Origin of the sequence: Pseudodonghicola flavimaris (genome assembly GCF_030164425.1) — a bacterium.
GTDB classification, from domain to species: Bacteria; Pseudomonadota; Alphaproteobacteria; order Rhodobacterales; family Rhodobacteraceae; genus Pseudodonghicola; species Pseudodonghicola flavimaris.
The window spans coordinates 168,843-194,899 of the sequence record NZ_JASNJD010000008.1 but is presented as its reverse complement, the minus strand read 5'-3'; the positions used below and the strand labels follow the sequence as shown (position 1 = coordinate 194,899).

Below are 26,057 nucleotides of genomic sequence, written 5' to 3'. Positions count from 1 at the left end.
AGTCCGGTGAGGATATCGACGGGCTCGACTTCGGCAACACGAAATACGGCAAGATCAGCGGCATCAAATACGAGGATCTCGATGGCGACGGCACGGCCGGCGACAACACCCCGATCCCCGGCTGGCAGATCTCGCTCTATCTCGATGGCGACCTCAACGGCAACGGCGTGCTCGACGCCGGTGAAACCGCCGACGGCACCCTGAACGGCGAGGTGGCGATGGCCACCACCGCCACCGGCGCCGACGGCAGCTATCTCTTCGACGACCTGATGCTGGGCGCCTATTTCGTCGCCGAGGAAGCCCCCGACGGCTGGGTCGCCATCACCCCCGCCACCGTCGGCGTCGACGGCGGAACATCCGGCTTCGACGAGACCGTCGATTTCTACAACTTCGAGAAGTTCGACATCTCCGGCTGGAAATGGAGCGATCTGGACGGCGACGCCGCCTGGGATGCCGAGGAAACCGGCGTTGGCGGCTTCACCATCGTGCTGGACACCGACCAGACCTATGGCAACGGCAATGAGATCGACGAGGTGGTGACCGCCGCCGATGGCTCCTACAGCTTCACCGGCCTCACTCCGGGGACCTATTATGTCTACGAGCTGGACAAGGCCGGCTGGCAGCAGACCTATGACGGCGCCACCGTCATCGTCGGAGAAAGCGGTGTCGACCACAACGGCACCGAGGGTCTGGCCGAATTGCTCAACTTCGGCAATCAGGAGCTGTTCTCGGTCACCGGCTACAAATGGGAGGATGCCAATGGCAACGGCCTGTGGGACGATGGCGAGACCGTCATCGAGGGTTGGACCTTCCAGCTGCTCGATGCGGCGGGCGCGGTGATCGCCACCACGACCACGGATGAGACCGGGCGCTACCTGTTCGAAAACCTCACGCCCGGAGAGTTCTACAGCGTGCAGGAGGTGATGCCGGCCAGCGGCTGGACCAATACCTTCGACGGCAGCCACAGCTTCACCGGCGCCGCCGGCGAACTGGTCGAGGGCACGCTGGGCGAAACCGAGGTGCTGAACTTCGGCAACTTCGAGAACTTCATGATCTCCGGCCACAAGTGGAACGACTATGACGGGGACGGCACCTGGGACACCGGCGAGGACCCGATCCAGGGCTGGACGATCTATCTCGACGACAATCAGGATATCTCGGACGGGGTGCTGGCGACGGTGCAGACGGACGCCAGCGGCTACTACCAGTTCACCGATCTCGCGCCGGGCACCTACTATGTTTCGGAAGCGATGTCGTCGGGCTGGGAGCAGACCTATCCGGGTGGCGACGGCATCGTCGAGATCGACGGCGTGAGCGGCGCGCATTTCGCCGGCCGTTACGAACAGACCGAGACGCTCAACTTCGGCAACCACAACGGCGGTCCGGGGGTCCGGACACCGGGGTTCTGGGGGTCCAAATTCGGGTCCGAGTTCTGGAACGACAAGGATGACACCCGCAACGAAGACGGCACCGCGACCAAGATGGCGGGCGCCGACGGCATCGTCGGCACCGATGACGACGCCGGCTTCGCCGATTACGAGCTGGTCGGAGGCCAGTTCGGCGACCTGCTCGACAGCGCCGGCCATGTGGAGTTCTTCCTGATCGGCGAGGGTGCTGAATCGGTGGCGATCTCCTTCGATCTGGCGCATCTGCTGATCAATGCCAGGAACAAGACGATCGGCAACGACGGCAAATACATCCTGGGCCGCGACATGGTCGCGACCGAGCTGAACCTGCGGGCCGGCAACCCCGGCGGCGACGCTCCGGACGATCTGAACGAAGCGGCGAACTGGCTGAAGAACCTGGCCGACGCCAATGGCGACGATCTGATCACCGATGCGGAATTCGACGCTGCCCTGCCCGCGCTGACCAGCGATCCGGTCTGGCAGGAGCCGCAGTTCGGCAACGACGATTCGGCGGCGCTGCTTCACGATCAGCTGGATTTCTACAACAACGATGGCGTCATGGTCGCGGGCGGCCTGATCGTCACCATGTCTTCGGACGGGGATCTGATCTTCGTCTGAACCCCGGCCCGCAGCGGATACGGGCCGGAATCCGAAGGGAAAAGGCGGCAACCCGGTTGCCGCCTTTATCGCCGTTTTCCCCTGCCGACGGCACCGGTGCCCCGGGCCGCGCCGGAATTTCGGTCGTGCCCAGTGGCAGGTTCCCGCGCATCCGCCGGGCCGCGGCTTGATCGGTCATTGGAAATTTGGAATGTGTTTCGGAACGCTTTCAAAAACGTGATGAAACATGTCGAGCAACCGGTTTGCCTCGCGCACGGCAGGTGCGCTGATTGGCCTTGCGATGATGGCCCTGACCCCGACGGTCGGCCTTGCCTCTGCCAGCTGTTCCGCCTCGCGGGACAGCCACATCCCCACCCGTCAGTCCCGCGCCCCCGCTGGCAGCGAGGTGATGGCGAAGCTGCAGAAGGTGCAGGGCACCAAGCGCGATGCCGAGGTGGTGGGACAGGTGCTCTCGGGCAATGTCCCCTCGTTTCTCTGGCAGCTGCAGCCCGTCGCCCTCACCGGCCAGCGCGCCAACGGCGAGACGGTCGAGGTCACGATCTGCGTGACCCCCGAATACCTGGCGGTCGGCAATGACCGCGATTTCGTCCGGGTGCCGATGGGGCTGGCCGCGGCGGCGCGTATCGCCACCGAGATGGGCTTCCTGCTGCCGACTACCAAGATGGTTGACGAGATCTACCGTCAGGCCCGTGTCCACCTGCCGCCGCGCCCGATGAAACCGACCGCGCAGATGGAATCCACCACCTACCTGCTGGAACACAATCGCACGCTGGACGCGCAGAAATCCCGCGACCATCAGCCCGCGACAGAGCTGACCGCCGGGCAGAAAAAGGACATCGTCCTGACCAACCGGCTGCGCAGCAAACCCGGCCGCGTCGCGATCTACGGCTGGCATCGCCTGAACGGCAAGCCGATCCAGCCGCTCAGCACCGTGCATGGCGCCGCCTATGCCGATTACAGCCACGGTGTCCGGCTGGTCAGCCGCACCGCTTTCGTCAACGGCAAGCCCGAGGACCTGGCGATGATCATGCAGGACCGCGACCTGGCCCGTATCGTCAGCAGCGAGGGGCCGATCGCCGATCCCGCCAACCTGCTGGCCCGGCAATACTGATCGCCCGGCCGCCCGGCCGGATCACTCGATCGTTTTGCAGCAGCGAAACCCCAGATGGTAATTTTCGTGGCTTGAGGGGCTCATCACCCGGGTCCCGTGCCAGAACGGCGCGCGCCAGCGGCACCAGTCCGGGTGGGCCTGATACTTGTCCCAGATGAACCAGCTGCCCTTCATCTCGGTCACCCCCAGCTTGGTGCTGCCACGGCTGGCCATCTGGTCCGGCGCCATCGGCAGGTTCATGTGCTCTGCCGCATTGCCATGCAGGTCGTAGACCCCGAGCCCGCTGGTGCAATCGGGAAAGGCCCCGGTCGGATAGGTGTTCGATCCGCAGCTGTTATAGCCACCGCCGCCGCAGCTCGCGCTCTTCTGGCTGTTCTGGGCGCAGATGCCGCGCTGGAACGACGGACCATAGGCCCAGCTCTTGGTGGGGCCGTATTTGGCGTTATGGGCGCTGCGCATCGCCGCGACCGAGCCCAGACCGAAGAAGTAATCCGGCGGCTCCAGCGCACCGGCGCAGGCGCCTTCCCATTCATGGGCATCGCAGATCCGCTTGCCGACGGCGGCACAAACCTCCGCAGCCTCCCGCGCCTTGGTCCAGACCACCGGATAGGTGCAGGGGATGTTCGGGAATTCGAACATGTCGATGCAGGCCTTCGCATCCGTCGGCTTCTGGGTGCGCGGATCGTAGAGCGGCGCCATGAACCGGTCGCCGCAGATCCGCGCGTTGCGCGCGTGGTCGTAGGAGGCAATCCCGCCCGGAAGCCGGCTCAGGCACTGCTCCGGCGTCATCGGATGGCGGGTGATCGCCGGATTGCCCTGGCCCATATAGCCCGACCTGGCGAAGATCTGTTGCACCCGCTCCATCTGCGCGGCGCTCAGGCGGTGGACCTTCTGCAGTTGCGCGAACAACGCGGCATTGGCCTGTTGCAGGGTTTCCGCCCGGGCGCCCCCGGCCTGCAGCAGCCCCGCGATGAGGATCGCGGACATCAGCAAACGTATCATGGCGCTGTCTCCCTTCTGGTCAGATAGAACAGGTCACGGTTATCGGCAAAGCCGATGAACCGGGGAATGATGCTGCCCTTGCGGCTCTTCTTCTCGATCAGCGCCATGCCGGGCATCAGGTGTTCGACATGCACCTTGCCGCCCTGCGGCACGTAGAGCGCCAGATACGTGTGTTCGAGCGCGTTCATGTCCAGCAGCATGGCGTAGCTGCAGCCGTAGGCCTGGAACGCCCGCGCCATCGCCGATGGCGTCGCGGTGGAAAAATAGCCGTAGATCAGATACTGGCGGCCATGGGCCCCGGCCATGCAGGCGCCGGCGCGCAGGGTGCGCAGCTCGGCCTTGGCCGAGCCGGACCAGTTGCCCGGTCCCCATTTCGTCACCCGATCGCCGGGCACCGGCGCGCCGGTGGCGGGATCGGTCACCACCAGCGGCACCCCGTTCTGGCGCGCGAAGGCGATCCGCGGCAGCAGCGCATCGTCGGCCGGCTCCCAGGTCTTCATCCCGATGGTGCCATCGGTCAGCCCGTAAAGGGTGGCGAGCTTCGGCTGCAGCTTGCTGAGGATCACGCCCTTCTCGATGAAGCCGTAATGATGGCCCATGTTGGAGGTCGCCAGATCGCCGAACTTGAAGGCGCCGTGCTGCCGTTTGAACCCGGCGGTGAAGGTCGCCACCGCCCGGTTGGCGATCACCGGGTTGACCATGCCCAACGTGACCAGCGGTGCCGCGCTGGCGATGCCGTCGGGACCCGGCAGACCGCGTGGACGCACCGAGGCCGGCGGCCGCGACGACCAGCCGAGCGCCGGGTGATCGGTCCCCACCGCATAGCCCAGACCATAGAGCCCGAGATCGAAGGCCACCATATAGCCGGTGGCGCCCGCCTCGATCCCGTCGAGGCGGTTGGCGCCGGGGCTGCCGAGGATGTCGGCGCTGATCGCCCGGGGCTGGAAGGCGCTGGCGAACACCCCGTCGAGACCGGCGACCGGATACCACTGGCCGATGGTCATATGACGCGGATCGGTGCCGACCAGTCCGAAATCCAGCAGGGTCGAGATCACCGGCTGATCCGTCGGGGCGACCCGGCCCCGCATCGGCAATGGCCCCGCCCGGGTGCCGCCGGCACCGCCGACACCGACGGTTTCGCTGGTCTCCAGCTCCGCATCCTTGAAGAAATTGTCCCGCACGAACCGCACGATCGCCTCGCCGCCCCAGACATTGTCGCGCAGGAAATCCGTCGTCGCCTCGATATCGGTGCGCGCGCCGGTCACCCGGTTGCGCAGAAACAGCCGACCGTCGCAGATCGGCGCATAGGCCAGCCCGGTCCGACGCGCCGCGGTCAGCGCCGCGCCTGCCTCTGCCCAGGGGGTGCAAAGGGTCTCTCCCGCCGCGTCCCGCAGAACCAGGGCCGGGCCGCCGACGGTCCGCAAGGTGACGCTCTGGCCTGCCGGATCGGGGTTTTCCAGGTGGAAATCCATCGCCGCTGCCTTGGCGCTCGGCTGCAGCCGCAGCAGATACCAGGCCCCGACCGCCGGGTTCAGCGAAATCAGCGTGACGATCTGACCGCTGACCGGATCGGTGGCTGTGACGGTATCGCGGAAGGGCTGCAGATCCAGAACCGACTTGGCCGCCACCGCCTCATAGGCATCGCGCTGCCGGGCCAAGGTGTCGGCATCCTGTGCCGCCGCCGCCCCGCCCAGAGCGAACAGTGCCGCCATCAGCCCCGCCCGTGCCCGTCCTGCTGTCCCCGTCATCCCTGCCTCCCCGGCCGGCGGGGGCCGCGCGCACCCCCGCTTTTCCGCTCCGTCGTGCCGCCCTGCGACGCGCCGCTCACATCACCCAGCGCACCAGCGTCAGCGCGCCTTTCTTCCAAGGCACCCGGTGGGTGACCCCGGCGTGGGTCGAGATGCTGCCCCGGTTCGCCAGATACCATTCGAAATTGCGGATCAGCGCCTCTTCGTTGGAATGGGTCGGCTGAAACCCCAGCCGGTCCTTGGCGCGGTCGATGCTGACGAAGCTCTCCTTGCCGGCCGTCTCGTAAATCCACTTGTAGAGCGGGGAAAGATGCACCGCCTCCAGCGCCCGCAGGGTCCAGATCGCGGGGGCCGCCGGCAGGCCGATGATCCGCTTGCCGAACCCGGCGCGGTCCAGCACCGCCTGAAAGCTTTCGCGCAGGGTGGAGAACCGCTCCGCCCCGATGTTGAACGTATCGTTGACCTTCTCGGCATCGCCGTGCGCGCTGAGGTAGACCGCCTGATTGAGGTCGTCGACATCCAGCAGCTGGTAGAGGTTGTCACCCTTGCCCAGCACCGGGAAATTATGCCCGCCGGCGGCGAAATCGTATAGCAGTTCGAAAGCGCCCAGACGTTCCGGCCCGACGAAGCTCTTGGGACGCAGAACCGTCAGGATCAGCCCCTTGTCGCGGAACCCGGCACAGATGCCCTCGGCCTCGACCTTCGAGGCGCCATAGGGTCCGACCCCCACCATCTGATCGCTTTCCACCAGCGGGTGGTGATCGGGGATGCCGTATACCGCGGTCGAGGAGGTGTGAATGAACCGCTCCACCCCGCGGTCGAGCGCGCCCTGCAGCATCTTTCGAGTGCCTTCGACATTGGTCGAATGGATCTCCTCCGGCTCGGCCAGCGGCAGGGCGGCGGCGCAATGAACCACAACGTCGATGCCGTCAAACGCCCTGTCATGCAGGCTGAGATCGCGGATGTCGCCTTCGAGGACGTCGATCCGGTCCGCCTCCGGATAAGTGAAGGGGGCGATGTCATAGCTGCGCACATCATGCCCCCGCTCCAGCAGATAGCGCACGAGGTTGATCCCCATGAACCCGGCCCCGCCGGTGATCAGAAACCGCTTTTTCGCCATTCTCAACGTCCAGTTTATTCTTGCGTCGCCGGCGCAACCGCGCGGGCCGTCGCCGTCAGGCTGGAACAAAGACCGGCCGGACGACATGATCCATATCAAAGGTCCATGACAAGCATCATGCCAGATCATAGAGTGATAACAAAGCGCCCCGCGCGTTCCAGCGACCCGAGGTCATCGGAGCGCGACTGCACAGCAGGCAAGACAAGATGGTTACAGAAACACCCGATCAGCCCGCCGATACGGTTCCGCTGATCCTCGATGTGGATGGCACGCTGCTGCGGACCGATCTGATCTACGAAAGTTTCTGGGCCGCCATCGGACAGGATTTCCCCGCCACGCTTCGCGCCGTCAGCCGCCACATCGGTGCCCCGGCGCGGCTGAAACACGCGCTGATCGCGATTGCCGCGCCGGCGGTCGAGGCGCTGCCGATCCGCGATCCGGTTCTGGCCCGCGCCCGCGCCGCGCTGGCGGCGGGACGGCCGGTGCATCTGGTCTCGGGCTCGGATCAGGCGCTGATCGACGCGCTGGCCGCGCGGCTCGGGCTGGCCGGGCCGCATTTCGGCTCCACCCCCGATCTGAACCTGACCGACGCCAACAAGGCCGCCTTCCTGAAGGAACGCTTCGGCGCCGGCGGGTTCGACTATATCGGCAACGCCCGCCCGGATCTGAAATCCTGGGCGCTGGCGCGCCGGGTGATCGCCGTGGCGCCGCCGGCCGCCTTGCGCCGCCAGCTTGAGGCTCTGGGCCAACCTGTCGAGATCATCGAAGACCGGCCGCGTCCCGGCGCGCTCCTGCGCGAGCTGCGGCCGCACCAGTGGGTCAAGAACCTGCTGGTGTTCGTGCCGCTTCTGGCCGCGCATCATTTCGCGCCGCTGGCCATCGCCCAGGTCGGCCTGGCTTTCGCGGCCTTCTGCCTCGGCGCCTCGTCGATCTACATCCTGAACGATCTGCTTGACCTCGACGGCGACCGCCACCACCCGGAGAAGCGCTTTCGCCCGCTCGCCGCGGGCGAGCTGCCGATCCCCGGCAGCATGCTGGCCAGTGCCGCGCTGGCCGGCCTGGCGCTGATCCTCGGGCTGGCCGCCGGGCCGCCGGTGGCGGCGTTGACGCTGCTCTATATGGCGGGAAGCCTCGGCTATTCGCTCTGGCTGAAGAAACGCCGCTGGCTCGACGTCCTCGCCCTCGCCGCGCTGTTTCTGCTGCGGGTGGTGAGCGGAGCCGTCGCCGCCAAGGTCGCGATCCCGCCGATCCTTCTGGCCTTCGCCTTCGTGGTCTTCTTCGTGCTGGCCTGCGTCAAGCGGATGACCGCCCTCAGCCGGCTGAAGCTGCGCGGCCACCTGCCCCGGCGCGGCTATGTTCCGGCCGATCTGCTCAAGCTGGAATGGGCCGCCTATGTCGCCATCCCGCTCTCGGCCGCGCTGTTCCTGCTCTATGTCTTCGGACCGGAGGCGGCGGCGCTCTACGACCGGCGGGTGCTGCTGTCGCTCGCGGTGGTGCCGGTGATCGCCTGGCTTTACCGTGTCGTCCGGCTCAGCACCAACGGGCAGGAGGATTACGACCCGGTTCGCTTCGTTCTGCACGACCGCATCGGCATGGGGATCGCGCTGGCAGGCCTGCTGCTGCTGATCCTCGCCGCCGTCTGATCGCCGTCTGATCCGGGATCCCGCGGGCCTCAGCCGCGCCCGGCGGCCTTGCCGAAGACGAACCGCCGATCCAGCCGATATTTGGTCACATACCCGATGCTCAGCCCGATCAGGGCGCCGATCTCCCGCATCGGCTGGGTCTGCCAGATCAGCCAGAAGGCGGTTTCGCTGCCCCAGAAAATCAAGGTCGTGCCAATGCCGGTGGCGGTGTAGAGGGTGAAGCGCCGCCCCTCCTCCCGCGCCGGGCGCAGGTCGTCGTAGAAGATCCAGCGCTTGTCGAGGAGGTATTTCACCACCAGCCCGCTACCGGTGCCCGCCACCATCGCCGGCAGCAGCCAACCGCCCTGAAGCCCCAGCACCAGCCGCTGCGCCCCCAGATTGGCCAACATCGCCACCAGCGCGAAACCGGCATAGCGGAGGATGAGGGTCGAGGCCTTCACCCTCCACACCTTTGCGACGATAAGAACGGGGTCACCCAAAACCCTCCCCTTCGTGACCGACATCAGCGCCCAGACTACCCCTGCGCCACAGGAAAGCTCAACGCCGGTCTGCACGTCGGGTGATCCAACCGGCCCCGCTGCACGTAGTGATCCCGAGAGCGGGCGACCCAGGCCGCCTGCCCCTGTTGCAACGGGAAGGGATAACAACCGATGAATGTTCATGTGAGCGAGGCGACACGATTTCGGCAAGATGGCAGCGCCCTGCCGCCCGAGATTTCCGAGGCCCTGGACCGGCTGCGCGGCTGGGCCCAAGAAGCAAGCCCCGGGCAGCTGGCGGACCTCGGCCTCAGTGCCCCGGAGCTGAGCCGGGAGTATCCTGCAGGATTCATCGTGGATGCCGCCTATCGCGCCGGACTGCCGGATTTGCAGAACGGCCCGGCCAGCCTGATCCGCGGCACACCGCGCCGGATCCAGCATGTCGGCATCTCCAACTTCCGGTTGCCGATCCGCTACCGGTGCCGCGCCGGTGGCGAGATCGCGCTGGAAACCTCGGTGACCGGTACCGTCAGCCTGGAGGCCGACCGCAAGGGCATCAACATGAGCCGGATCATGCGCTCCTTCTACGGCCATGCCGAACGGGTCTTCGGCTTCGAGGTGATCGAGGCGGCGCTCGACAGCTATCAAACCGACCTCGACAGCCTCGACGCACGGATCCTGATGCGCCTGCGTTTTCCGATGCAGATGCGCGCGCTGCGCTCCGGTCTCAGCGGCTGGCAATATTACGACATCGGCCTGGAGGTGATCGATCGTGCCGGGCAGCGGCTGCGGGTGATGCATCTCGACTACGTCTATTCCTCGACCTGCCCCTGTTCGCTGGAATTGAGCGAACACGCCCGCCGCACCCGTGGCCAGCTGGCGACGCCGCATTCGCAACGGTCCGTCGCGCGGCTGTCGGCGGTGGTGCGCCCGGGCGCGGCGCTGTGGATCGAGGATATGGTCGATCTGGCGCGCGCCGCGGTGCCCACCGAGACCCAGGTGATGGTCAAGCGCGAGGACGAGCAGGCCTTTGCCGAGCTGAACGCCGCCAACCCGATCTTTGTCGAGGATGCCGCACGGCTGTTCTGCGAGGCCCTGCGCGGCGACGATCGGCTGGGCGATTTTCGCGTCGTCGCCAGCCATCAGGAGAGCCTGCACAGCCACGATGCGGTCAGCATCCTGACCGAGGGGCCGACCTTCGAGCAGATCAGCCACGATCCGGGGCTGTTCCCGTCGCTGCATCACCCGGGCTAAACGGCGCGCGCGCCCGGTCCTAACAATCGTCGGAAAGATCGGCGGTGCCCTGCGGGGGCACCACGCCATACGTTGAACAACGCTGAACAGGGAGAGCCCCATGCCCATCATCCAGCCCCAAAGGACAGTCCGGCGGAGGATCGAATGACCCAGATCCTGCTGCTTTATCTGGTGACCGCCGTGGTCTTCTTCGGGCTCGACATGATCGGGATCAGGCTGCTGATCCGCCCGGTGTTCGACCGCCACATCGGCGATCTACTAGCCTCGCCGCCCCGGCTGCTGCCGGCGGCGGTGTTCTACCTGTGCTATATCGCCGGGCTGATGTGGTTCGTCTCCGTCCCGGCGCTGAAGGAGGCGTCGCCGCTGCAGGCGCTGCTTGGCGGTGCGATCCTGGGTGCACTCTGCTACGGCACCTATGAATTCACCAGCTACGCGGTGATGAGGGACTGGTCCGCGCAGCAGGTGATCACCGATCTGCTCTGGGGCACGCTGCTGACCGGCGTGTCGGCCTGGGCGGGCGTCGCCCTACTCAGCGGGCGGCTGGCCTAGCCGCCGGGTCAGCCGCAGCGACAACGCATAGGGCAACGCCCGCAACGCCTTGACCGCCAGGGTGAAGCGTTTCGGAAAATGGATTTCGAACTGGCGCCCGGACAGGCCGCGCAGCACCTCGGCGGCGGCCTCTTCCGGGCTCAGCAGCGCCGGCATGGCAAAGTCGTTCTTGTCGGTCAGCCGGGTGCGGACGAAGCCGGGACAGACCAGCCGCACATCCACCCGCGGCGCCAGTTCGATGCGCAGGGTTTCCGCCAGATTGTTCACCGCCGCCTTGGTCGCCGAATAGGCCTGACCGCGCGGCAACCCGAAATAGCCCGCGACCGACCCGAACAGAACCAGCTGGCCGCCGTCACGGATCAGCGGCGGCGTCAACTGTGCCACCGCCAGCGCCCCCAGCAGGTTGACCCGCACGATATCCTCGGTCTGCCGGGGATCGAGATCGCTGACCCGGCCCGGATGATAGAGCGCGGCGGTGGAGATCACCGCATCGAGGTTATGTTGCCGCAGTCGGTCCACCGCTGCGGCGAGGGTGTCGCGCCGGCCCAGATCGAGCGGCAGGATTTCCGCCCCCGGGCAATGCGCCGCCACCACCTCCAGCGCGGCACCGTCGCGGGCGGAAAGGATCAGCCGCGCGCCTTCGGCCGCCAGCGCCCGGGCCAGCGCCGCACCGATGCCGGCGCTGGCGCCGATGATCCAGATGCGTTTGCCGGCGAAGGTCATCGGTCAGATGCGGAACAGCGGCTGCAGCACCCGCGGCACCAACGCGTGAAACCGCAGCGGCGCATCGGTGGCAGCCAGACAGATACAGGGTTCCTCCGGACCGGCGGTGGGCTGATGGTCCAGCGCCGATTGCGCCGTCTCCACATCGCCGACGCCGAAACGCCCCTCGCTGTCGGAAAAGCTGCCCTGCAGCACCAACGTCAGCTCCAGCCCGCGATGGCCGTGTTCGGGCACCGCGCGCCCTGGCGGGATGTAAAGCAGCCGCAGCGATCCCTGCGCATCCGCGTGCAGGATCTGCTGCCGGATGCCCCCGCCCAGCATGCGCCAGCGCGGCGGCCGGCCCTGAAGCTCGGCCATCACCGGGGCCGGGAAGATACCGGAGCCGCGGATCGCCGGGGCCGGGGCCGGGGCCGGGCCGTCCAGCGCCGCCAGCGCCCGGCTGCGGGCGGTAGGCGCCAGCGCCACCGGGGCCAGATCCTCCAGCAGCGCGCCACCCACCATGTCGACCGCCGCCGCCCGGGCGCGGCAGGCATCGCAGAGCGACAGATGCGCCGCCGCCACCACCGCGAAGGCATGCGGCAGAGATCCCAGCGCATAGGCGTCGAGCAGGTCGTCAGAGAGGTGATGTTCGATGCGGTCCATGGTCATCTCAGGTCTTTCAGCTCCCGCCGCAGCCGGTCGAGGCCCAGGCGGATGCGCGATTTGATCGTGCCCAGCGGCAGCCCGCTGATCTGGCTGATCTCGCTGTGCGGCAGCTCTTCGAAAAACGCCTGCTGCAGCACAGTGCTCTGATCCGGGTTCAGCGCCGACAGCGCCGCGCGCAGGCGCGCCCCCTCCTGGTCCAGCGCCAGTATCTGCGCCGCATCGGGATCGCCGCTTTCGATCTCCGGCAGATCCTCGGGTGCCGGTGGCGGCCGGCGGCGGATCAGGTCGATCTGACGGTTCCGCGCGATCCGGTAGATCCAGGCCGAGGCCTCGGCACGATGCGGGTCGAACTGCGCCGCCTTGTGCCAGACGGCAAGCATAACGTCCTGCACCACATCCTCGGCGGACCCGTCGCGCAGCCCCCCCCGGATCAGCATTGCCTTCAGCCGCGGCGCGAAATGGTCGAAGAGCATACCGAAGGCCTGCCGGTCGCGCCGGTCGCGCACCGCAATCAGCCAGCGGGTGGTTTCCGAAAAGCTCTCCGGTGGCACCTGATCCATTCCCTCGTCGCGCCCGGCACCGATGGGCGCAGGGCTGACCGCCGCGCCCTCAATGGCCCGGGTCTGCCCTTCACTGCATATCGAGTTCGTGCGCGACATGTCGATATCTACGCGCCGCCCTCAGCGTCGGATCACCGCCGCGCGGATTTTTTTTCGTCACCCGCAGAAACTCGTCTCCCGCGTCGCCAGATGACGCCCCGCGGCCACAGGACGCCCGGCGGGAACGGGCTGGAATTTTCCGCTTTACCCGGTTTTTTCGCACACGCCCTGTGATCCGCCAGCCACCCGCCTGCGTAACGTCAGGGACACAACACTGACAGGAGAACGGCCTTGCCATTCGATCTTTCCCGCGGCGCCCCGCAGCAGATCGCCATCGTCGGCGGTGGCATCTCCGGTTTGGCGGCGGCCTGGGCGCTTGCCCCCCGGCATCAGGTCACCCTCTACGAGGCGGCGCCGGAGCTCGGCGGTCATGCCCGCACCGTGCTGGCCGGGCGCACCGGCAGCCAGCCGGTCGATACCGGTTTCATCGTCTTCAACTATGCCAATTACCCGCATCTGACCGGGCTTTTCCGCGATCTCGACGTGCCGGTGGAACGCTCCGACATGTCCTTCGGCGTGTCGCTGGAGGGGGGCCGGCTGGAATATGCGCTGCGCTCTGGAAATGCGCTCTTCGGTCAGCGCAGGAACCTGCTGCGCCCGTCGTTTCACGCGATGATCCGCGATATCCTGAAGTTCAACGCCCGGGCCGAGGCCACGGCCAGCGGGCGGCCCGAGCTGACCATCGCGGCGCTACTGGCCGAACTGCGGCTGGGCCGGGCGTTCCGCGACGGCTACCTTTATCCGATCTGCGGCGCCATCTGGTCGACCCCGACCAGCGATATCGGCGCCTTCCCGGCCCAGGCGCTGATCCGTTTCATGCGCAACCACGCGCTGATGTCGGCGGGCGGACAACACCAGTGGTGGACGGTCTCCGGCGGCAGCCGCTCCTATGTCACGCGGCTGCGCGCTGCGCTGCGGACGCGGGGGGTAGAGCTGCGGCCCGCCACCCCGGTCCGGTCGATCCATCGCGCCGCGGGCGGCATCCGGCTGCGCGCCGCCGGGGCGGAGCCTGTGGGCTTCGACCACGTCATCCTGGCCTGCCACGCGGATCAGGCGCTGGCGATGCTGGCGGATGCGACGCCAGAGGAACGCAGCACGCTCGGCGCGGTTCGATTTCAGGACAACCGCACCGTGCTGCACCGGGATCACCGGCTGATGCCGCAGCGGCCCCGCTGCTGGAGCTCCTGGGTTTATCGCACCGAGGCCGGGGGTGCCCCCGACCGCGGCGTCGGCGTCACCTACTGGATGAACCGGCTGCAGAACATCCCAGAGAACGATCCGCTGTTCGTCTCGCTCAACCCAGCGCGCGAGATCCCGGAGGCGCTGATCTATGACGAGGTCACCTTCCGGCATCCGGTCTTCGATCACGCCGCGCTGGCGGCACAGGCCCGTATCGCCGAGCGGCAGGGGGATCGGAACACCTGGTTCGCCGGCGCCTGGCTGCGCAACGGGTTTCACGAGGACGGCTTCGCCAGTGCCCTGCGTATCGCCCGTCGGCTGCTGCCCCAGGATGCCAGCGCATGACCAGGACGCTGCCGGACCGTCTGGCGCGGGGCGAGATCCTGCAGCTGGCCGCCGTCGTCACCCATCGGCGGCGCGGCGGTCTGCGCCATGCCTTCCGCTATGGCGCGGACTATCTGCTGCTGGCGCCGGAGCGGGCGGCGGAGACCGTGCTGGTGCGCCGCAACCGCGCCGGTCTCTTCTCGGTCCACGACCGCGATCACGGTGGCCGGCGCGGCACCGGACGCGGCGCGCCCTGGGCCTGGGAGCGTCTGGCCGAGGCCGGCCTGCCACGTCGCCCTGACATGGTGCTGGGCCTGCTGACCCAACCGCGGTGTCTGGGCTACTGGTTCAACCCTGTGAGCTTCTGGCTGCTGTGGCAGGGCACCGAGTTGCGCGCGGTGATCGCCGAGGTCAACAACACCTTCGGCCAGCGGCACAGCTATCTCTGCGCCCGTCCCGGGTTCGCCCCGATCCGCGCCGGCGATATGATCCGGGCGCAAAAGATGTTCCATGTCTCGCCGTTTCAGCAGGTGGCCGGGCATTACGATTTCCGCTTCGACCTCGACCCGGAGCGCGCGGCGCTGCTGATCCGCCATGTCGATGGCGACAACGGGCTGGTCGCCGCCATGACCGGCCGTCTGCGGCGGGCCACCACCCCGCGTCTTGTGCGGGCGGCGCTGCGCCGTCCCGGTGGCGCCATGCGGGTGATCGTGCTGATCTACTGGCAGGCGCTGCGATTGAAACTGAAGGGCGCGGCCTATCGGCCGGTACCGCCCACCCCCGACCAGGAGATCAGCCGATGAGACTGCCTGTCACCGCCGGAATGAAGCGCCGCTTTCTCGCCGCGCTGGAACCGATCCGCCATGGCCGGTTGCACCTAACCACCCCAGAGGGTGTGCATCAGTTCGGCCAGGAGGGCCCGCAGGCGGATATGACGATCCGCGACTGGGCCTTCCTGCCGGCGCTGGTGGCGCGCGGCGACGTGGGCTTCGGCGAAAGCTGGATCGCCGGGCATTGGGACAGCAACGATCTCGAGGCACTGCTGACGCTGGCGCTCCGAAATCTCGACCAGCTGCCCGCCTATGCCAATCCCGGCCCACTGGCGCGGCTGCGGTTTCTGCTGTTCGACCGGGTGCTGCGGGCCAACTCCCTGCGCGGGTCCAGCCGCAACATACGGGCGCATTACGATGTCGGCAACGAGTTCTACCAGCTCTGGCTCGATCCGGGCATGACCTATTCCTCGGCCCTGTTCGACGGCGAGGACAGCGATCTGGAACGGGCGCAGCGGCGCAAGAACGACCGTATCCTGTCGCGCCTGTCGCCGGGGGACTCGGTGCTGGAGATCGGCTGCGGCTGGGGCGGTTTCGCCGAGCGCGCGGCGGAACATGGCCGTCGCGTCACCGGGCTGACCCTGTCACCGGCGCAGAAGGCCTATGCTGATGCCAGGCTGGACGGGCGCGCCGATATCCGCCTGCAGGATTACCGGCAGGTCGGCGGACGGTTCGACAACATCGTGTCGATCGAGATGATCGAAGCCGTCGGCGAACGCTGGTGGCCGGTCTATTTCACGACGCTGAAGGCACGGCTGGCCGAAGGCGGACGCGCCGTGCTGCAGGCGATAACCGTGCCCGATGCGGAATTCTCCATCTATCGTCGCCGATCCGACTTCATCCGCCAGCATATCTTTCCCGGCGGCATGCTGCCCTGCAACGCGGTGATGGCACGGGAGGCGGCAGAGGCAGGGCTGCAGTTGCGCCACAGCTTTTCCTTCGGGCAGGATTACGCCCTCACCTGCCGGATCTGGGCCGAACGGATGGAGGAGAGCCGCGCGCGCATCCTGCGACAGGGCTATGACACCGCCTTTCTGCGCGGCTGGACGTTCTACCTGCTGGGCTGCGCCGCCGCCTTTGCCACCGCCCGTACCGATGTGGTTCAGGCCGAGTTCGTTCACGCATAGGGCGAGGTCGCCCGTTCCGCGCGCCACGGCGCCGCGCGCGTGGACTTGAGACCCGGTTTGAGATAATATTCTTATCAGGCTGAGAAGGCATGGGTCACGAGGGGGGGATCAGTGCCGGCGTCATTTTCGCCGACCGGCCCGCCCCCTTCCGTTCGATGCGAGCGCTCGAAAATTCTTCCGTTGCGCGAGAGTGACACGTTTCCAGGATTTACCGTCAGCCTGCATCCCTGCGCCTGTCTGAATTCGGGGGCGCGCACCATCAGGAGAAAGTGATATGACAGAAGAATTACGCCCCGGCTTTCAGATCAAGACGGCCGCGCATAAAGCGATTGCCAATGACGACGACGTCGCCGAGGCCGTGCTCAACACCATCGCGCGGCTGGATATCGGCCCGCCCCGGGATCGCGGTGCCGCCTTCGATGATCGCGACGGCGATATCGACACCGGTTTCGACCCGGGCTTCGACACCCGCGACAGCTACGACGACGGGCTGTTCTGATCGCCGCCGGACTGCCGGCCAGGACGGATGCGGCGCCCCGGCCCTCAGGTCGCGGCGCCGTCTTGGGCCTGGGCACGCCATTCCGCCGGCAGCGCCGCGCCGAACCGCGCGGCGCAGAAGTCGTATTGCGGCTGCAGCAGTGTCCTGAATGCCTGTCGTGCCGGCCCCGGCAGCGCGGCGTCGAGGTCGGCGCGATTGTACCGGGTTTCCACATCCACGCTCTGCGGCGCGACCCCCAGCGTCGCGCAAAGCCGCCGATAGCCATGCGGAAAGAGCTGCTCGTAGAACAGACAGGTGATCTGCTCCGGGCCGAACGCCTGCTCCAGATCCAGCAAGGTTTGCCGGTAGTCGGAACGCCTCAGGGTCACCGGATCACGGATCAGTTCCGGCCAATCCAAGAGCGGATCCGTCGCCGCCCGCAACTGCGGCAGAAACCGCAGATGCGACCATAGCCGGTCGACCGGATCGCGCAGGATGAACAGCACCCGCGGCGTCAGCCCCTGCGTGGCGCAGGCGTCGCGCATGTGACGAAAGCCCGCCGCGCCGATACAGGCATAGGCCGGGGTGATATCGGCCAGAACCCGGGTGTCCGCGCGGATCAGACCGGCGAAATGCTCAAAATAGGCATTGGGGTCGTAGATCATCCGCGCCCGGTCCAGGCTGGCGCGAAACGCCGGCCGGCGGCGCAGGTTCGCGGCGGCGTCACCCGGCTGGCGCATGTGGAAGGCCAGGCGCGCCATCGCGAAAGCATCCGCATCCATCAGCGCCCCATCCGGGAAACGCGCATCGAAGAAATGCACCTCCTTCAGCGGCGAGACGGCAACCCCTTCGGTCGCCTGCAATTGGGCAAAGAGCCAGCTGGTCGCCGCCTTCATCGCGCCGATGCAGAGCAGCATGGTTTTCCCGCGAAGCTCCGCAATCGGTCGGAACTCCGCCGCAGCGGATGCGGTGGCAGCGGCGGGAGGAGGCCCCTCTTCAGACATGCCGGTCATCCTCTCCCTCCTCGCGACGGATCGCGCGGCCCCGCCCCGCTCAGAGGAACACGATATCCGACACCGCGAAGGCCCCCGGTTCCACCACCCCCAGATCCACCGTGGTGCCGGAGCTCAGTTCCAGCAGGATGCGATGGGTGCTGCTCACGGCGAGCGTGACGCCAGCGGCACTCAGCCCCGAGATCTCGATCACGTCCCGCGCCGCATTGAAATCGCGGATCACATCGCTGCCTTCGTCGAGCGTCCCGTCGAAGACAAAGGTATCGCGCCCCTTGCCGCCCCAGAGCACATCGTCATTCGCACCACCGATGAGCGTGTCGCGCCCTTGCCCCCCGAACAGCCAGTCGCGATCCGCCACTGGCGCATCATAATTGCCGCCGCCCACCAGCCGATCGTCGCCGGCCCCTCCCAGCAGGCGGTCGTTGCCCTGATTGCCGGCCAGAGAGTCGTTCCCGAACCCGCCCTTGAGGATGTCGTCGCCAAGCCCGGCATCGGCGATATCGTCGCCGCCCGCAGCAAACAGCCTGTCATCGCCATCGCGACCGATCATCATATCGTCGCCGCGCAGTCCCAGCAGGATGTCAGAGCCGGTCGTGCCGAACACGGACTCGTCGGCGTCAGTGCCCAGGATCAGTTTGAAGGGCGCGGACGCATCGTCGAACTGCAGGAATTCCACATGATTCAGAGTGTCCCTGCCGTCAGCCCCTGTCACGATCACGGCCTTTCCGTCGTCGGAGCCGATGGAATAGCCCCGGCTCAGGCCGGAAAAGGCGGCAATGTCGCCGTCTCCCGCCCCGCCGAAGAGCGTATCATCGCCCGCCGCGCCGACGAGGAGATCATCGCCCGATGTCCCGACCAGCGTGTCGTCTCCCTCCCCCGCGCGGACCAGCGCCGCCCGTTCGTCGGTGCCGAAGAACCGCGCCCAGGTCCGGCCCGAGGGATCGAGCACCACCGGTCCCTCTGACCCGTCCACCAGAACCACGACCTTCCTGTCGAGAAAACTGATCGTCTCGACGTCCTTCAGCGTATCGGTCCCTTGCGAAGAATGAACGACGAAGGCCGCCTCTTCGAAGGAATAGGAAAAGGTAACCCCGTCACCGGACAGGAAGGTCCCGTCCGCCGCCAGAAAATGAACCCGGTCGGTGCCGCTGCCGCCGTCGAGATAATCGTTCCCCTTGCCCCCCGACAACCTGTCGTTGCCGGTGCCACCGAACAGGCGGTCGTTCCCGGCGCCGCCGTAGAGGATGTCATCATCGCCGTCGCCGTAGACGAGATCGTCGCCAGCGCCGGCATCGACCATATCGTATCCGTCGCCGGCATGGACGATGTCGTCGCCGCCGCCGGAAAACACCTCGTCCCCGCCGGCGCGCACGAAGCTGCTTGGGCCCTTTTCATCGGTTTCATCGCCAGAGAAAATCAGATCGTCACTTTCAAACCGGCGATAGGTCTTGCTGCCGTCCTCCGCGACGCTCACGACCAGTTCGAAATCGCCGGTGATGGTGTCGCTGCCCCGTTCCCCGCTGCCGCCGGTGCCGTAAAGGATATTGAAGGTCCTGTCGTCGAAGACGATCCGCTCCACGTCCCTGAGCAGATTTTCGTCTCCGCTGGAATCGGTGAGGCCGAGGATCAGCCGGTCTCCCGCCCCCGAGAAGGAATACCGCAGCTCGTAGTCGGCACGATCGCCCTCCAGCCGGACCACGTCGAAGCCCCAGCCGCCATTCACCCTGTCGCGCCCGGCGCCCGGTTCGATCGCGTCGTCGTTGCCGCCTCCATCGATGAAATCATCGCCCTCGCCACCGATCAGCCGGTCTTCGCCGGCGTCTCCCAACAGCGTGTCGTTGCCGCTGCCGCCACGGATCAGATCGCTGTCGCCGCCGCCGATCAGGACATCATTGCCGCTTTTGCCGACGATCAGATCGTTGCCGTCAGTGCCTTCCAGGATCGCATCGCTGGACACCCCCGGCGCCTCGAAGGCCACGAGTTCGACGCCATCCGTCAGGGTCCGGTATTTCTCTGCCAGGTTGAGCGCGTTGCTGCCGTCGGCGCCCAGCCCCGCCTTGCTCAGCGCGTTGCTGACCGCCAGCTTCTCGTAGAACCGCACCGCCAGCGCCTTGTCGCTGCCGTCAGCGAAATTGACGGTAAAGGTGCGGCCCTCGGGCCGGTCGGCGACGACAAAGGATGACGGCAGCGCACGGTTGTCGATGTTCAGCGTGGTGGTCGATTTCGTCACATAAGTGAAGCCGTCGAACAGGGAATGATAAAACGCACGCCCGGCGATATCCTCCGAGGTGGACGCAACGAGCGCCTCATCATAGGTCGTGTCAGAGATGGTGACCACTTCCGCCCCGAAATGGAACGAGGCGTCGATGGTATAATAGCTGTAGTCCCACTTGCGGTAAGCCGCGTCCCCGTTGCTGTCGACGGCATAGAACACCGAAATCGTGTCGGTGTGCGACACCACATCGACCGAGACCGAGGACTCCGCCAGTTCGGTCACCACCTTCGGCAGGTTTTCGAAGAACTCGGCGGCGTCGTCGATCTGCCTGCGGATCTTGTTCGAGGAAAGCTCCGCCGTCTCATAGACCGCCGCCACCTCCAGTCGCGCGCTCAGCGCGTAGCTCACCGCGAAGCTGGAAAGGATCATCGACTCCGCCCGGACGGTTCCGAAGGCCGGATCGGTGATCGCCTTGGCCTGGGCCAGCACATCGCGAAAGGCATGCGACGCAGCGAGGATGACATCGCTCGGATCGACGGTGTCGCTGGAGGCCGCGCTGGACAGCAGGTCGCGGGCGCTTTCTGCCCGGGCGAGCGCGCTCAACAGGCTTTGTTGCTGGACGTCCTCGACCTCGGCCCCGATGGCGGTGCGCAGTTCGATCACCGCCTCGTCGAGGCGGGCGCTGATATCATCGAGCTTGCCGAGAATGGCCTCGTTGCTATCGGTGAACGTTCCCCAGAAATCTTCGGCAGAGCCGTGATTTATCAGATTCTCGATCAGTCCGTATGCGGTATCCGCAAGACCGATGACGTCCAATGCCCCGAGCGCCATAATGGTTCCTCCCCCATGAATAGCTTAATGAAAATTCATACGAACAGCGTCGTCGCCGCCTCCTTGCCTTCGGAAAAAATGGGCACAAAATAAGAACGAAATTCAGACAACTCTTTCAGAAATTAGTGATATTTTCTACATCTTTCTTGGGCCCGCCACCGGCGCCGACCAAAGGCGCAGGCTCCGGTCGGCGCCGGAAGGAAGAGAGCTGATGCCGCTGATGCCTTGCCCGTCAGGCGGCCGGCAGCAGACGCTGCGGCGCCAGCGCCCGCACCACATCACCCGCGAGCTGAGGCGCCGTCGCCGTGCAGAGTGCCGCGGTCAGCCGCGCCAGCGCCGGCGCCGTCTGGACACCGTAACCGCCCTGCCCGGCCAGCCAGAAGAACCCCTCTGTCCCCGGGTCGAAGCCGACGACGGGGCTGCGGTCGGCGGTGAAGGTCCGCAGCCCGGCCCAGCTGGTCTCGACCCGGGTCACCGGGGTGGTCACCGCCTGTTCATAGCGATGCAACCCCTCGGCCAGGACCATGTCGTCGGCCCAGGCGTCCTGCGGCGCCACCGGGTCCTCGTCGGCCGGGCTGATCATCAGCTTGCCGGATTGCGGCTTGGCATACCAGCTTTCCGCCGCCGATGCGAAGAGCGGCCACTGCGTCACATCGTACCCTGCCGGCGCCGGCAGCAGCGCCGCCGAGCGTCGCAGCGGGATCAGCCGGATCGGGCACGCCGCGGCCAGCCGCGCCACCTCGCCGGCCCAGGCGCCGGCGGCATTGACGATGAGAGGCGCCCGGTAAATCCCGCGCGGGGTGTCGACCTGCCAGAGTCCGCCGTGGCGCCTCAGCCCGCGCACCGCCGCAGCGGTTTCGATCCGGCCGCCGTTGGCCTTCAGACAGCGGCCGTAGCCCGCCATCATCAGATCGACATCGATGTCCTGCGCGTCCCATTCGATTACGGCCGCGCAGATCCGCTCCGGCCGCAGGATCGGCACCAGCTCCACCGCCTGGGCCGGACTCAGATGCTCCAGCCCCTCGGCACCCGCCGCATAGGCCGAGAGCGTCGGCATCTCCTCTTCGGTCGCGACCAGCATCTCGCCGCGCGGCGACAGGAGCGGCCCGTCCGCGATCTCTCCCGGCGCCTCGAAAAACGGGGCGGAAGCAGCATTCAGTGCCCGCAGCGTGGCATTGCCGTAGTTGCGGATGAAGATCGCGGCCGAGCGCCCGGTGGCATGGTAGCCAAGCCGCGCCTCGGCCTCGAGCACGACCACGGACATCTCCTCAGAGAGCGCCGCGGCCGCGCTGATCCCGGCGATGCCGCCGCCGATGACGATGACGTCGGCGGAGGTCACTGCGCCTCCTGAAAGCCGCCCAGAACCCGCGTCAGGTTGACCCCCAGCGTGTCGGAGACATATCCGCCCTCCTGCACGAAGAGAACCGGCAGCCCGGTGGCGGCAAAGGCGGCGCCGATGCGGGCGAAGCCGTCCTGGGTGACCGCGAGGCCCTGGAACGGATCGTCGATGGAGGCATCCAGCCCCAACGCGACGACGATGACATCGGCGCCGAAATTCCGCACCCGATGCAGCGCGATACCGAGGGTCTTGAGATAATCCTCGTCGCCGGTCTGGCGCGGCAGCGGCAGGTTCAGGTTGTAACCGAGCCCGCGACCGGTGCCGCGTTCCTGGGCATGGCCCCAGAAAAACGGATAGAACCGCTCCGGATCGGCATGGATCGACACCGTCAGCACATCGTCGCGGTCGTAGAAGATGCCCTGGGTGCCGTTGCCGTGATGCACGTCGACATCGACGATCGCCGGGCGCAGGCCGGCCAGCCGCAGCCGCTCCGCCGCGATGCCCGAATTGTTCAGAAAGCAGAAGCCGCCCGCCAGATCGCCGAAGGCATGGTGCCCCGGCGGCCGCGACAGCGCATAGGCAGAGCGTTCGCCGCCGATCAGCAGGTCGGCCCCGGTCACCGCCGTCTGCGCCGACCAATAGGCCGCCTCCCAGGTGCCGGCAGCAATCGGACAGGCGGTATCCGCCTGGTGATACCCGGCCTGCCCCACCGCGGATTTGGGATAGCTGTCGGTGCGACCGGAGGGGTGGATATTGGGAATGACCTCGGCGCCGGCGCCGTCGATCCGCTGCCAGCGGGCATAGATCGTTTCCAGAAATGTCAGGTATTCGGCGGAATGCAGCGCCGCGATCGGGCCGAGCCCGGCATCGGCCGGGGCTTGGAACCGGCAGCCGGCATCTTCCGCGCCCCGGGTCAGGATCTCGATCCGCCGGGGCTGTTCCGGGTTGGGTTTCAGCGCGCCGCTGGCCATGAAGTGTTTCGGGTCGTGGTGCCATTGCCGATCGTCGAAGATCGCTTTCATCGTCTGCCTTTCAGGGCCGCGCAGGCGGCCTCGTCTAGTATCATTTTGGTGATGTCCCGGGCCGGGCGAAACCCGAGCCGGTCGTAGAAGCGCCGGGCGTCCGGGCTGCTGTGATAGACGTCGAGCTTGAGAAACCGCGCCCCCCATGTCGCCCCGCCGTCGCGCAGCGCGGCGGCCAGCAGCCGGGGTCCAAGCCCCTGACCGCGCATGGTTTCGGCTGTCCAGAGATCGGACACATAGACGCCTGCCGCTCCTTTCACGGTGGAGACATAGGGCGAATAAAGCACCGCGCCCACGATTCTCTCCGACGCTTCCGCCAGAACCGCGCGAAAGGCCGGGGCCGGCCCCCAGCCCAGCCGCAGCAGGTCCTCGGCCGTCGCCCGGTGGATATCGCCGAGCTCCTCGGACAGCGCCATCAGCGCGGCGTTCAGCGCCCCGGCATCCGCCTCTGTCGCCAGCCGAAGCGCCGCCGTCATCAGATCGCCATCCTGTCCGCGCCCTTGAGGCCGAGAAGCGCGCGGGCATCGTCGGGGGTGGCGACGGTCCGGCCCAGGTCCTCGACGATACGGCGGATCTTGGCCACCTGTTCGGCATTGCTTTTGGCCAGCTGCCCGCGGGCGATCATCAGGCTGTCTTCCAGCCCGACACGGACGTGGCCGCCCATCGCCGCCGCCATGGTGGCAAAGGGGATCTGGTGACGGCCGGCGGCCAGCACCGAGAACTGGTAGTCCTCGCCGAAGAGCTTGTCGGCCATCCGCTTCATATGGCCGAGGTTTTCCGGATCCGCACCGATCCCGCCCAGCACGCCGAAGACGAACTGGATGAAGAACGGCGCCTGGATCATGCCGCGGTCGGCGAAATGGCGCAGCATGTAGAGGTGGCTGACGTCATAGCATTCGAATTCGAACCGCGCGCCGCGCTCATGGCCCAGATCGGACAGGATCCGGGCGATGTCGCGCGGGGTGTTCTTGAACACCAGATCGTCCGAATTCTCCAGGAACGGCTTTTCCCAGTCGTACCGCCATTCGGTGATCCGCTCTGCCGCCGGATAGAGGGCGAAATTCATCGTCCCCATGTTGAGCGAGCACATTTCCGGCGCCACCCGTTTCGGCGCCGCCAACCGGTCGTCCAGGCTCATCACCGCGCTGCCGCCGGTGGTGAGGTTCAGAACCGCGCCGGTGGCCTGTTTCAACTGTGGCAGGAAGGCCATGTAATCCTCGACGCGGGCCGAGGGCTGGCCGGTTTCGGGATCGCGCGCGTGCAGATGCAGGATCGAGGCGCCGGCCTCCGCCGCGCCGATCGCCTGTTCGGTGATCTCCTCGGCGGTGACCGGAAGATGTGGCGACATCGAGGGGGTGTGGATCGACCCGGTGATGGCGCAGGTGATAAGGATCTTGGACATGTGGTCAGCCCGCCTTCAGGACAGGCGCGATCTCCTGCGTGAATTGTTCCAGAGAGCGGTCGAGCCCGTCGATGATCTCGTCCAGATGGGCCTCGGTGACGATCAGCGGCGGGCAGACCAGGATGTGATCGCCGGAGTAACCGTCGTGGGTGCGGCGTGAATAGACGATCAGGCCGCGCTCATAGGCGATGTCGACGAAGCGCTGATACGCGCCGATCTCGCGCGGCAGCGGCGCCTTGCTGTTACGGTCGGACATGAATTCGAAGGCGGTCAGCAGGCCCTTGCCCCGCACATCGCCAATGATCTCGTATTTCTGCATCAGCCCGTGCAGCCGGGCGATCAGCTTCTCGCCCATCTCGGCGGCATTGGCGCAGAGGCCCTGCGCCTCGATCTCCTCCACCACCGCCAGGCCGGCGGCACAGGCCAGGGGGTTGCCGGCATAGGTGAAGCCATGGGCGAAGCCGCCGGCATCCAGCACCGGTTCCACCAGCCGCTCGTCGGCGATCATCGCCCCCAGCGGCATATAGCCAGCACCCAGCCCCTTGGACATGACGACGATATCCGGGCGGGTGTCCCAGTGCTCGCAGCCCAGGAACCGGCCGGTGCGGCCTGCCCCGGTCATCACCTCATCCATGATGAGAAGGACGCCGTACTGATCACAGATCTCGCGGATGCGGCGCATGTAGCCCGCGGGCGGCACAAGCGCGCCGGTAGAGGCCCCGCCCACCGGTTCCAGCAGAAAGGCCAGGACCGTCTCCGGCCCCTCGGCGCGGATCTGCGCCTCCAGCATGTCGGCGTAATGCAGGCCGGTGGCCTCGTCTTCCGGGTCCAGCCCGTCGAGATAGGCGCGCGGCGCCGGCACCTTGGGCATCGGCCGCATCATCGGCGCGAAGGGATCGGAGAGCGAGGCATAGCCGGTCACCGCCAGCGCGCCCAGGGTGCAGCCGTGATAGCTGGGCTGGCGCGAGATCACCTTCCAGCGGCTGCCCTGACCGGTGGCCAGCGCATATTGCCGCGCCATCTTCATGCCGCTTTCCACCGCCTCAGATCCGCCGGAGACGAAGAACACGCGGGTCAGATGCGGCGGCATCAGCCCGGCGACGCGCCCGGCCAGCGCCTCCGAGGCCTCGGTCTCGAAATGCAGCCGGTAGCCGAAGGTGGATTTCTCCATCTGCCGCTGCATCGCCGCCAGCACACTGGGGTTGGAATGGCCGATGTTACAGACCATCGCCCCCGAGGAGCCGTCGAGATAGCGCTTGCCGTCGGTGTCCCACATGTAGACGCCACGCGCCTGGTCGAGTACCGGTTTGCGGCCCCGCCCCTGGTAAAAGAGATTGCTCATT

23 protein-coding genes are annotated in these 26,057 nt (G+C 66.9%); 9 read left to right on the top strand and 14 right to left on the bottom strand.

Going from position 1 to position 26,057, the window contains the following annotated elements; genetic code table 11:
- Both QO033_RS13035 and QO033_RS13030 read left to right on the top strand, forming a co-directional pair.
- Positions 1-2,024: MSCRAMM family protein (locus QO033_RS13035; protein ID WP_284481416.1), on the top strand; the 2,024-nt coding region annotated here is incomplete at its 5' end.
- A gap of 226 nt (positions 2,025-2,250) precedes the next feature.
- A complete protein-coding gene (locus QO033_RS13030) occupies positions 2,251-3,135 on the top strand; it encodes a hypothetical protein (RefSeq protein ID WP_284481415.1) in 885 nt (294 codons plus the stop codon).
- Between the two features lie 21 nt (positions 3,136-3,156).
- Here QO033_RS13030 and QO033_RS13025 read toward each other — a convergent pair whose 3' ends face one another.
- The 3 genes from QO033_RS13025 to QO033_RS13015 form a co-directional block, all read right to left on the bottom strand.
- A complete protein-coding gene (locus QO033_RS13025; RefSeq protein ID WP_284481414.1) occupies positions 3,157-4,137 on the bottom strand; it encodes an SUMF1/EgtB/PvdO family nonheme iron enzyme in 981 nt (326 codons plus the stop codon).
- Positions 4,134-5,885, bottom strand: coding sequence for a hypothetical protein (locus tag QO033_RS13020; protein WP_284481413.1), 1,752 nt, complete (start codon positions 5,883-5,885; stop codon positions 4,134-4,136). The genes QO033_RS13025 and QO033_RS13020 overlap by 4 nt, the downstream gene beginning before the upstream one ends.
- Positions 5,886-5,961: 76 nt before the next feature.
- Positions 5,962-7,005 carry an NAD-dependent epimerase/dehydratase family protein gene (locus QO033_RS13015; RefSeq protein ID WP_284481412.1) on the bottom strand — a complete coding sequence of 348 codons (1,044 nt, stop codon included), beginning with the start codon at positions 7,003-7,005 and terminating at the stop codon, positions 5,962-5,964.
- 206 nt (positions 7,006-7,211) lie between these two features.
- Between QO033_RS13015 and QO033_RS13010 the strand changes: the two genes are divergently transcribed.
- Positions 7,212-8,648, top strand: coding sequence for a UbiA family prenyltransferase (locus QO033_RS13010; protein ID WP_284481411.1), 1,437 nt, complete (start codon positions 7,212-7,214; stop codon positions 8,646-8,648).
- Between the two features lie 29 nt (positions 8,649-8,677).
- Here the strand turns inward: QO033_RS13010 and QO033_RS13005 are convergent, their stop codons facing one another.
- Positions 8,678-9,088, bottom strand: coding sequence for a GtrA family protein (locus QO033_RS13005; protein WP_284481410.1), 411 nt, complete (start codon positions 9,086-9,088; stop codon positions 8,678-8,680).
- Positions 9,089-9,298: 210 nt separating this feature from the next.
- Here QO033_RS13005 and folE2 point away from each other — a divergent pair, with 210 nt between their 5' ends.
- Together folE2 and QO033_RS12995 are read left to right on the top strand one after the other, a co-directional pair.
- Positions 9,299-10,378, top strand: coding sequence for a GTP cyclohydrolase FolE2 (gene folE2, locus QO033_RS13000; protein ID WP_284481409.1), 1,080 nt, complete (start codon positions 9,299-9,301; stop codon positions 10,376-10,378).
- Positions 10,379-10,522: 144 nt separating this feature from the next.
- Positions 10,523-10,927, top strand: a complete 405-nt coding sequence (locus tag QO033_RS12995; protein WP_284481408.1) for a DUF2177 family protein — start codon at positions 10,523-10,525, stop codon at positions 10,925-10,927.
- Here QO033_RS12995 and QO033_RS12990 read toward each other — a convergent pair.
- From QO033_RS12990 to QO033_RS12980, 3 genes are read right to left on the bottom strand one after another with little or no spacing between them, the layout of a single operon-like run.
- On the bottom strand, positions 10,904-11,650 hold the full coding sequence (locus QO033_RS12990; protein ID WP_284481407.1) for an SDR family NAD(P)-dependent oxidoreductase: 747 nt from the start codon (positions 11,648-11,650) through the stop codon (positions 10,904-10,906). The two genes, QO033_RS12995 and QO033_RS12990, sit on opposite strands and share 24 nt — an antisense overlap.
- Before the next feature lie 3 nt (positions 11,651-11,653).
- On the bottom strand, positions 11,654-12,292 hold the full coding sequence (locus tag QO033_RS12985) for a ChrR family anti-sigma-E factor (RefSeq protein WP_284481419.1): 639 nt from the start codon (positions 12,290-12,292) through the stop codon (positions 11,654-11,656).
- A 2-nt stretch (positions 12,293-12,294) separates the two neighbouring features.
- Positions 12,295-12,954 carry a sigma-70 family RNA polymerase sigma factor gene (locus tag QO033_RS12980; protein WP_284481406.1) on the bottom strand — a complete coding sequence of 220 codons (660 nt, stop codon included), beginning with the start codon at positions 12,952-12,954 and terminating at the stop codon, positions 12,295-12,297.
- A gap of 231 nt (positions 12,955-13,185) precedes the next feature.
- On the opposite strand from QO033_RS12980, the gene QO033_RS12975 reads away from it, so the two are divergent.
- The 4 genes from QO033_RS12975 (at position 13,186) to QO033_RS12960 (ending at position 16,913) form a co-directional block, all read left to right on the top strand.
- Positions 13,186-14,478: an NAD(P)/FAD-dependent oxidoreductase gene (locus tag QO033_RS12975; protein WP_284481405.1), complete on the top strand. Its 1,293-nt coding sequence runs from the start codon at positions 13,186-13,188 to the stop codon at positions 14,476-14,478.
- Positions 14,475-15,260, top strand: a complete 786-nt coding sequence (locus QO033_RS12970) for a DUF1365 domain-containing protein (RefSeq protein WP_284481404.1) — start codon at positions 14,475-14,477, stop codon at positions 15,258-15,260. Before QO033_RS12975 ends, QO033_RS12970 begins: the two co-directional genes overlap by 4 nt.
- On the top strand, positions 15,257-16,414 hold the full coding sequence (locus QO033_RS12965) for an SAM-dependent methyltransferase (protein WP_284481403.1): 1,158 nt from the start codon (positions 15,257-15,259) through the stop codon (positions 16,412-16,414). The genes QO033_RS12970 and QO033_RS12965 overlap by 4 nt, the downstream gene beginning before the upstream one ends.
- Before the next feature lie 274 nt (positions 16,415-16,688).
- A complete protein-coding gene (locus QO033_RS12960) occupies positions 16,689-16,913 on the top strand; it encodes a hypothetical protein (RefSeq protein WP_284481402.1) in 225 nt (74 codons plus the stop codon).
- Between the two features lie 44 nt (positions 16,914-16,957).
- Here the strand turns inward: QO033_RS12960 and QO033_RS12955 are convergent, their stop codons facing one another.
- The 7 genes from QO033_RS12955 to QO033_RS12925 form a co-directional block, all read right to left on the bottom strand.
- Positions 16,958-17,905, bottom strand: coding sequence for a sulfotransferase family protein (locus QO033_RS12955; RefSeq protein WP_284481401.1), 948 nt, complete (start codon positions 17,903-17,905; stop codon positions 16,958-16,960).
- A gap of 40 nt (positions 17,906-17,945) precedes the next feature.
- Positions 17,946-20,951: a calcium-binding protein gene (locus QO033_RS12950; protein ID WP_284481400.1), complete on the bottom strand. Its 3,006-nt coding sequence runs from the start codon at positions 20,949-20,951 to the stop codon at positions 17,946-17,948.
- A 232-nt stretch (positions 20,952-21,183) separates the two neighbouring features.
- The gene (locus QO033_RS12945) at positions 21,184-22,290 is read right to left on the bottom strand and encodes an NAD(P)/FAD-dependent oxidoreductase (RefSeq protein ID WP_284481399.1); all 1,107 of its coding nucleotides are present in this window, start codon (positions 22,288-22,290) and stop codon (positions 21,184-21,186) included.
- Positions 22,287-23,312 carry a histone deacetylase family protein gene (locus QO033_RS12940; protein ID WP_284481398.1) on the bottom strand — a complete coding sequence of 342 codons (1,026 nt, stop codon included), beginning with the start codon at positions 23,310-23,312 and terminating at the stop codon, positions 22,287-22,289. The genes QO033_RS12945 and QO033_RS12940 overlap by 4 nt, the downstream gene beginning before the upstream one ends.
- On the bottom strand, positions 23,309-23,788 hold the full coding sequence (locus QO033_RS12935) for a GNAT family N-acetyltransferase (RefSeq protein ID WP_284481397.1): 480 nt from the start codon (positions 23,786-23,788) through the stop codon (positions 23,309-23,311). The genes QO033_RS12940 and QO033_RS12935 overlap by 4 nt, the downstream gene beginning before the upstream one ends.
- Positions 23,788-24,714, bottom strand: a complete 927-nt coding sequence (locus QO033_RS12930) for a BKACE family enzyme (protein WP_284481396.1) — start codon at positions 24,712-24,714, stop codon at positions 23,788-23,790. The genes QO033_RS12935 and QO033_RS12930 overlap by 1 nt, the downstream gene beginning before the upstream one ends.
- Before the next feature lie 4 nt (positions 24,715-24,718).
- On the bottom strand, positions 24,719-26,056 hold the full coding sequence (locus QO033_RS12925) for an aminotransferase family protein (RefSeq protein ID WP_284481395.1): 1,338 nt from the start codon (positions 26,054-26,056) through the stop codon (positions 24,719-24,721).
- Between the last annotated feature and the right edge of the window lies 1 nt (position 26,057).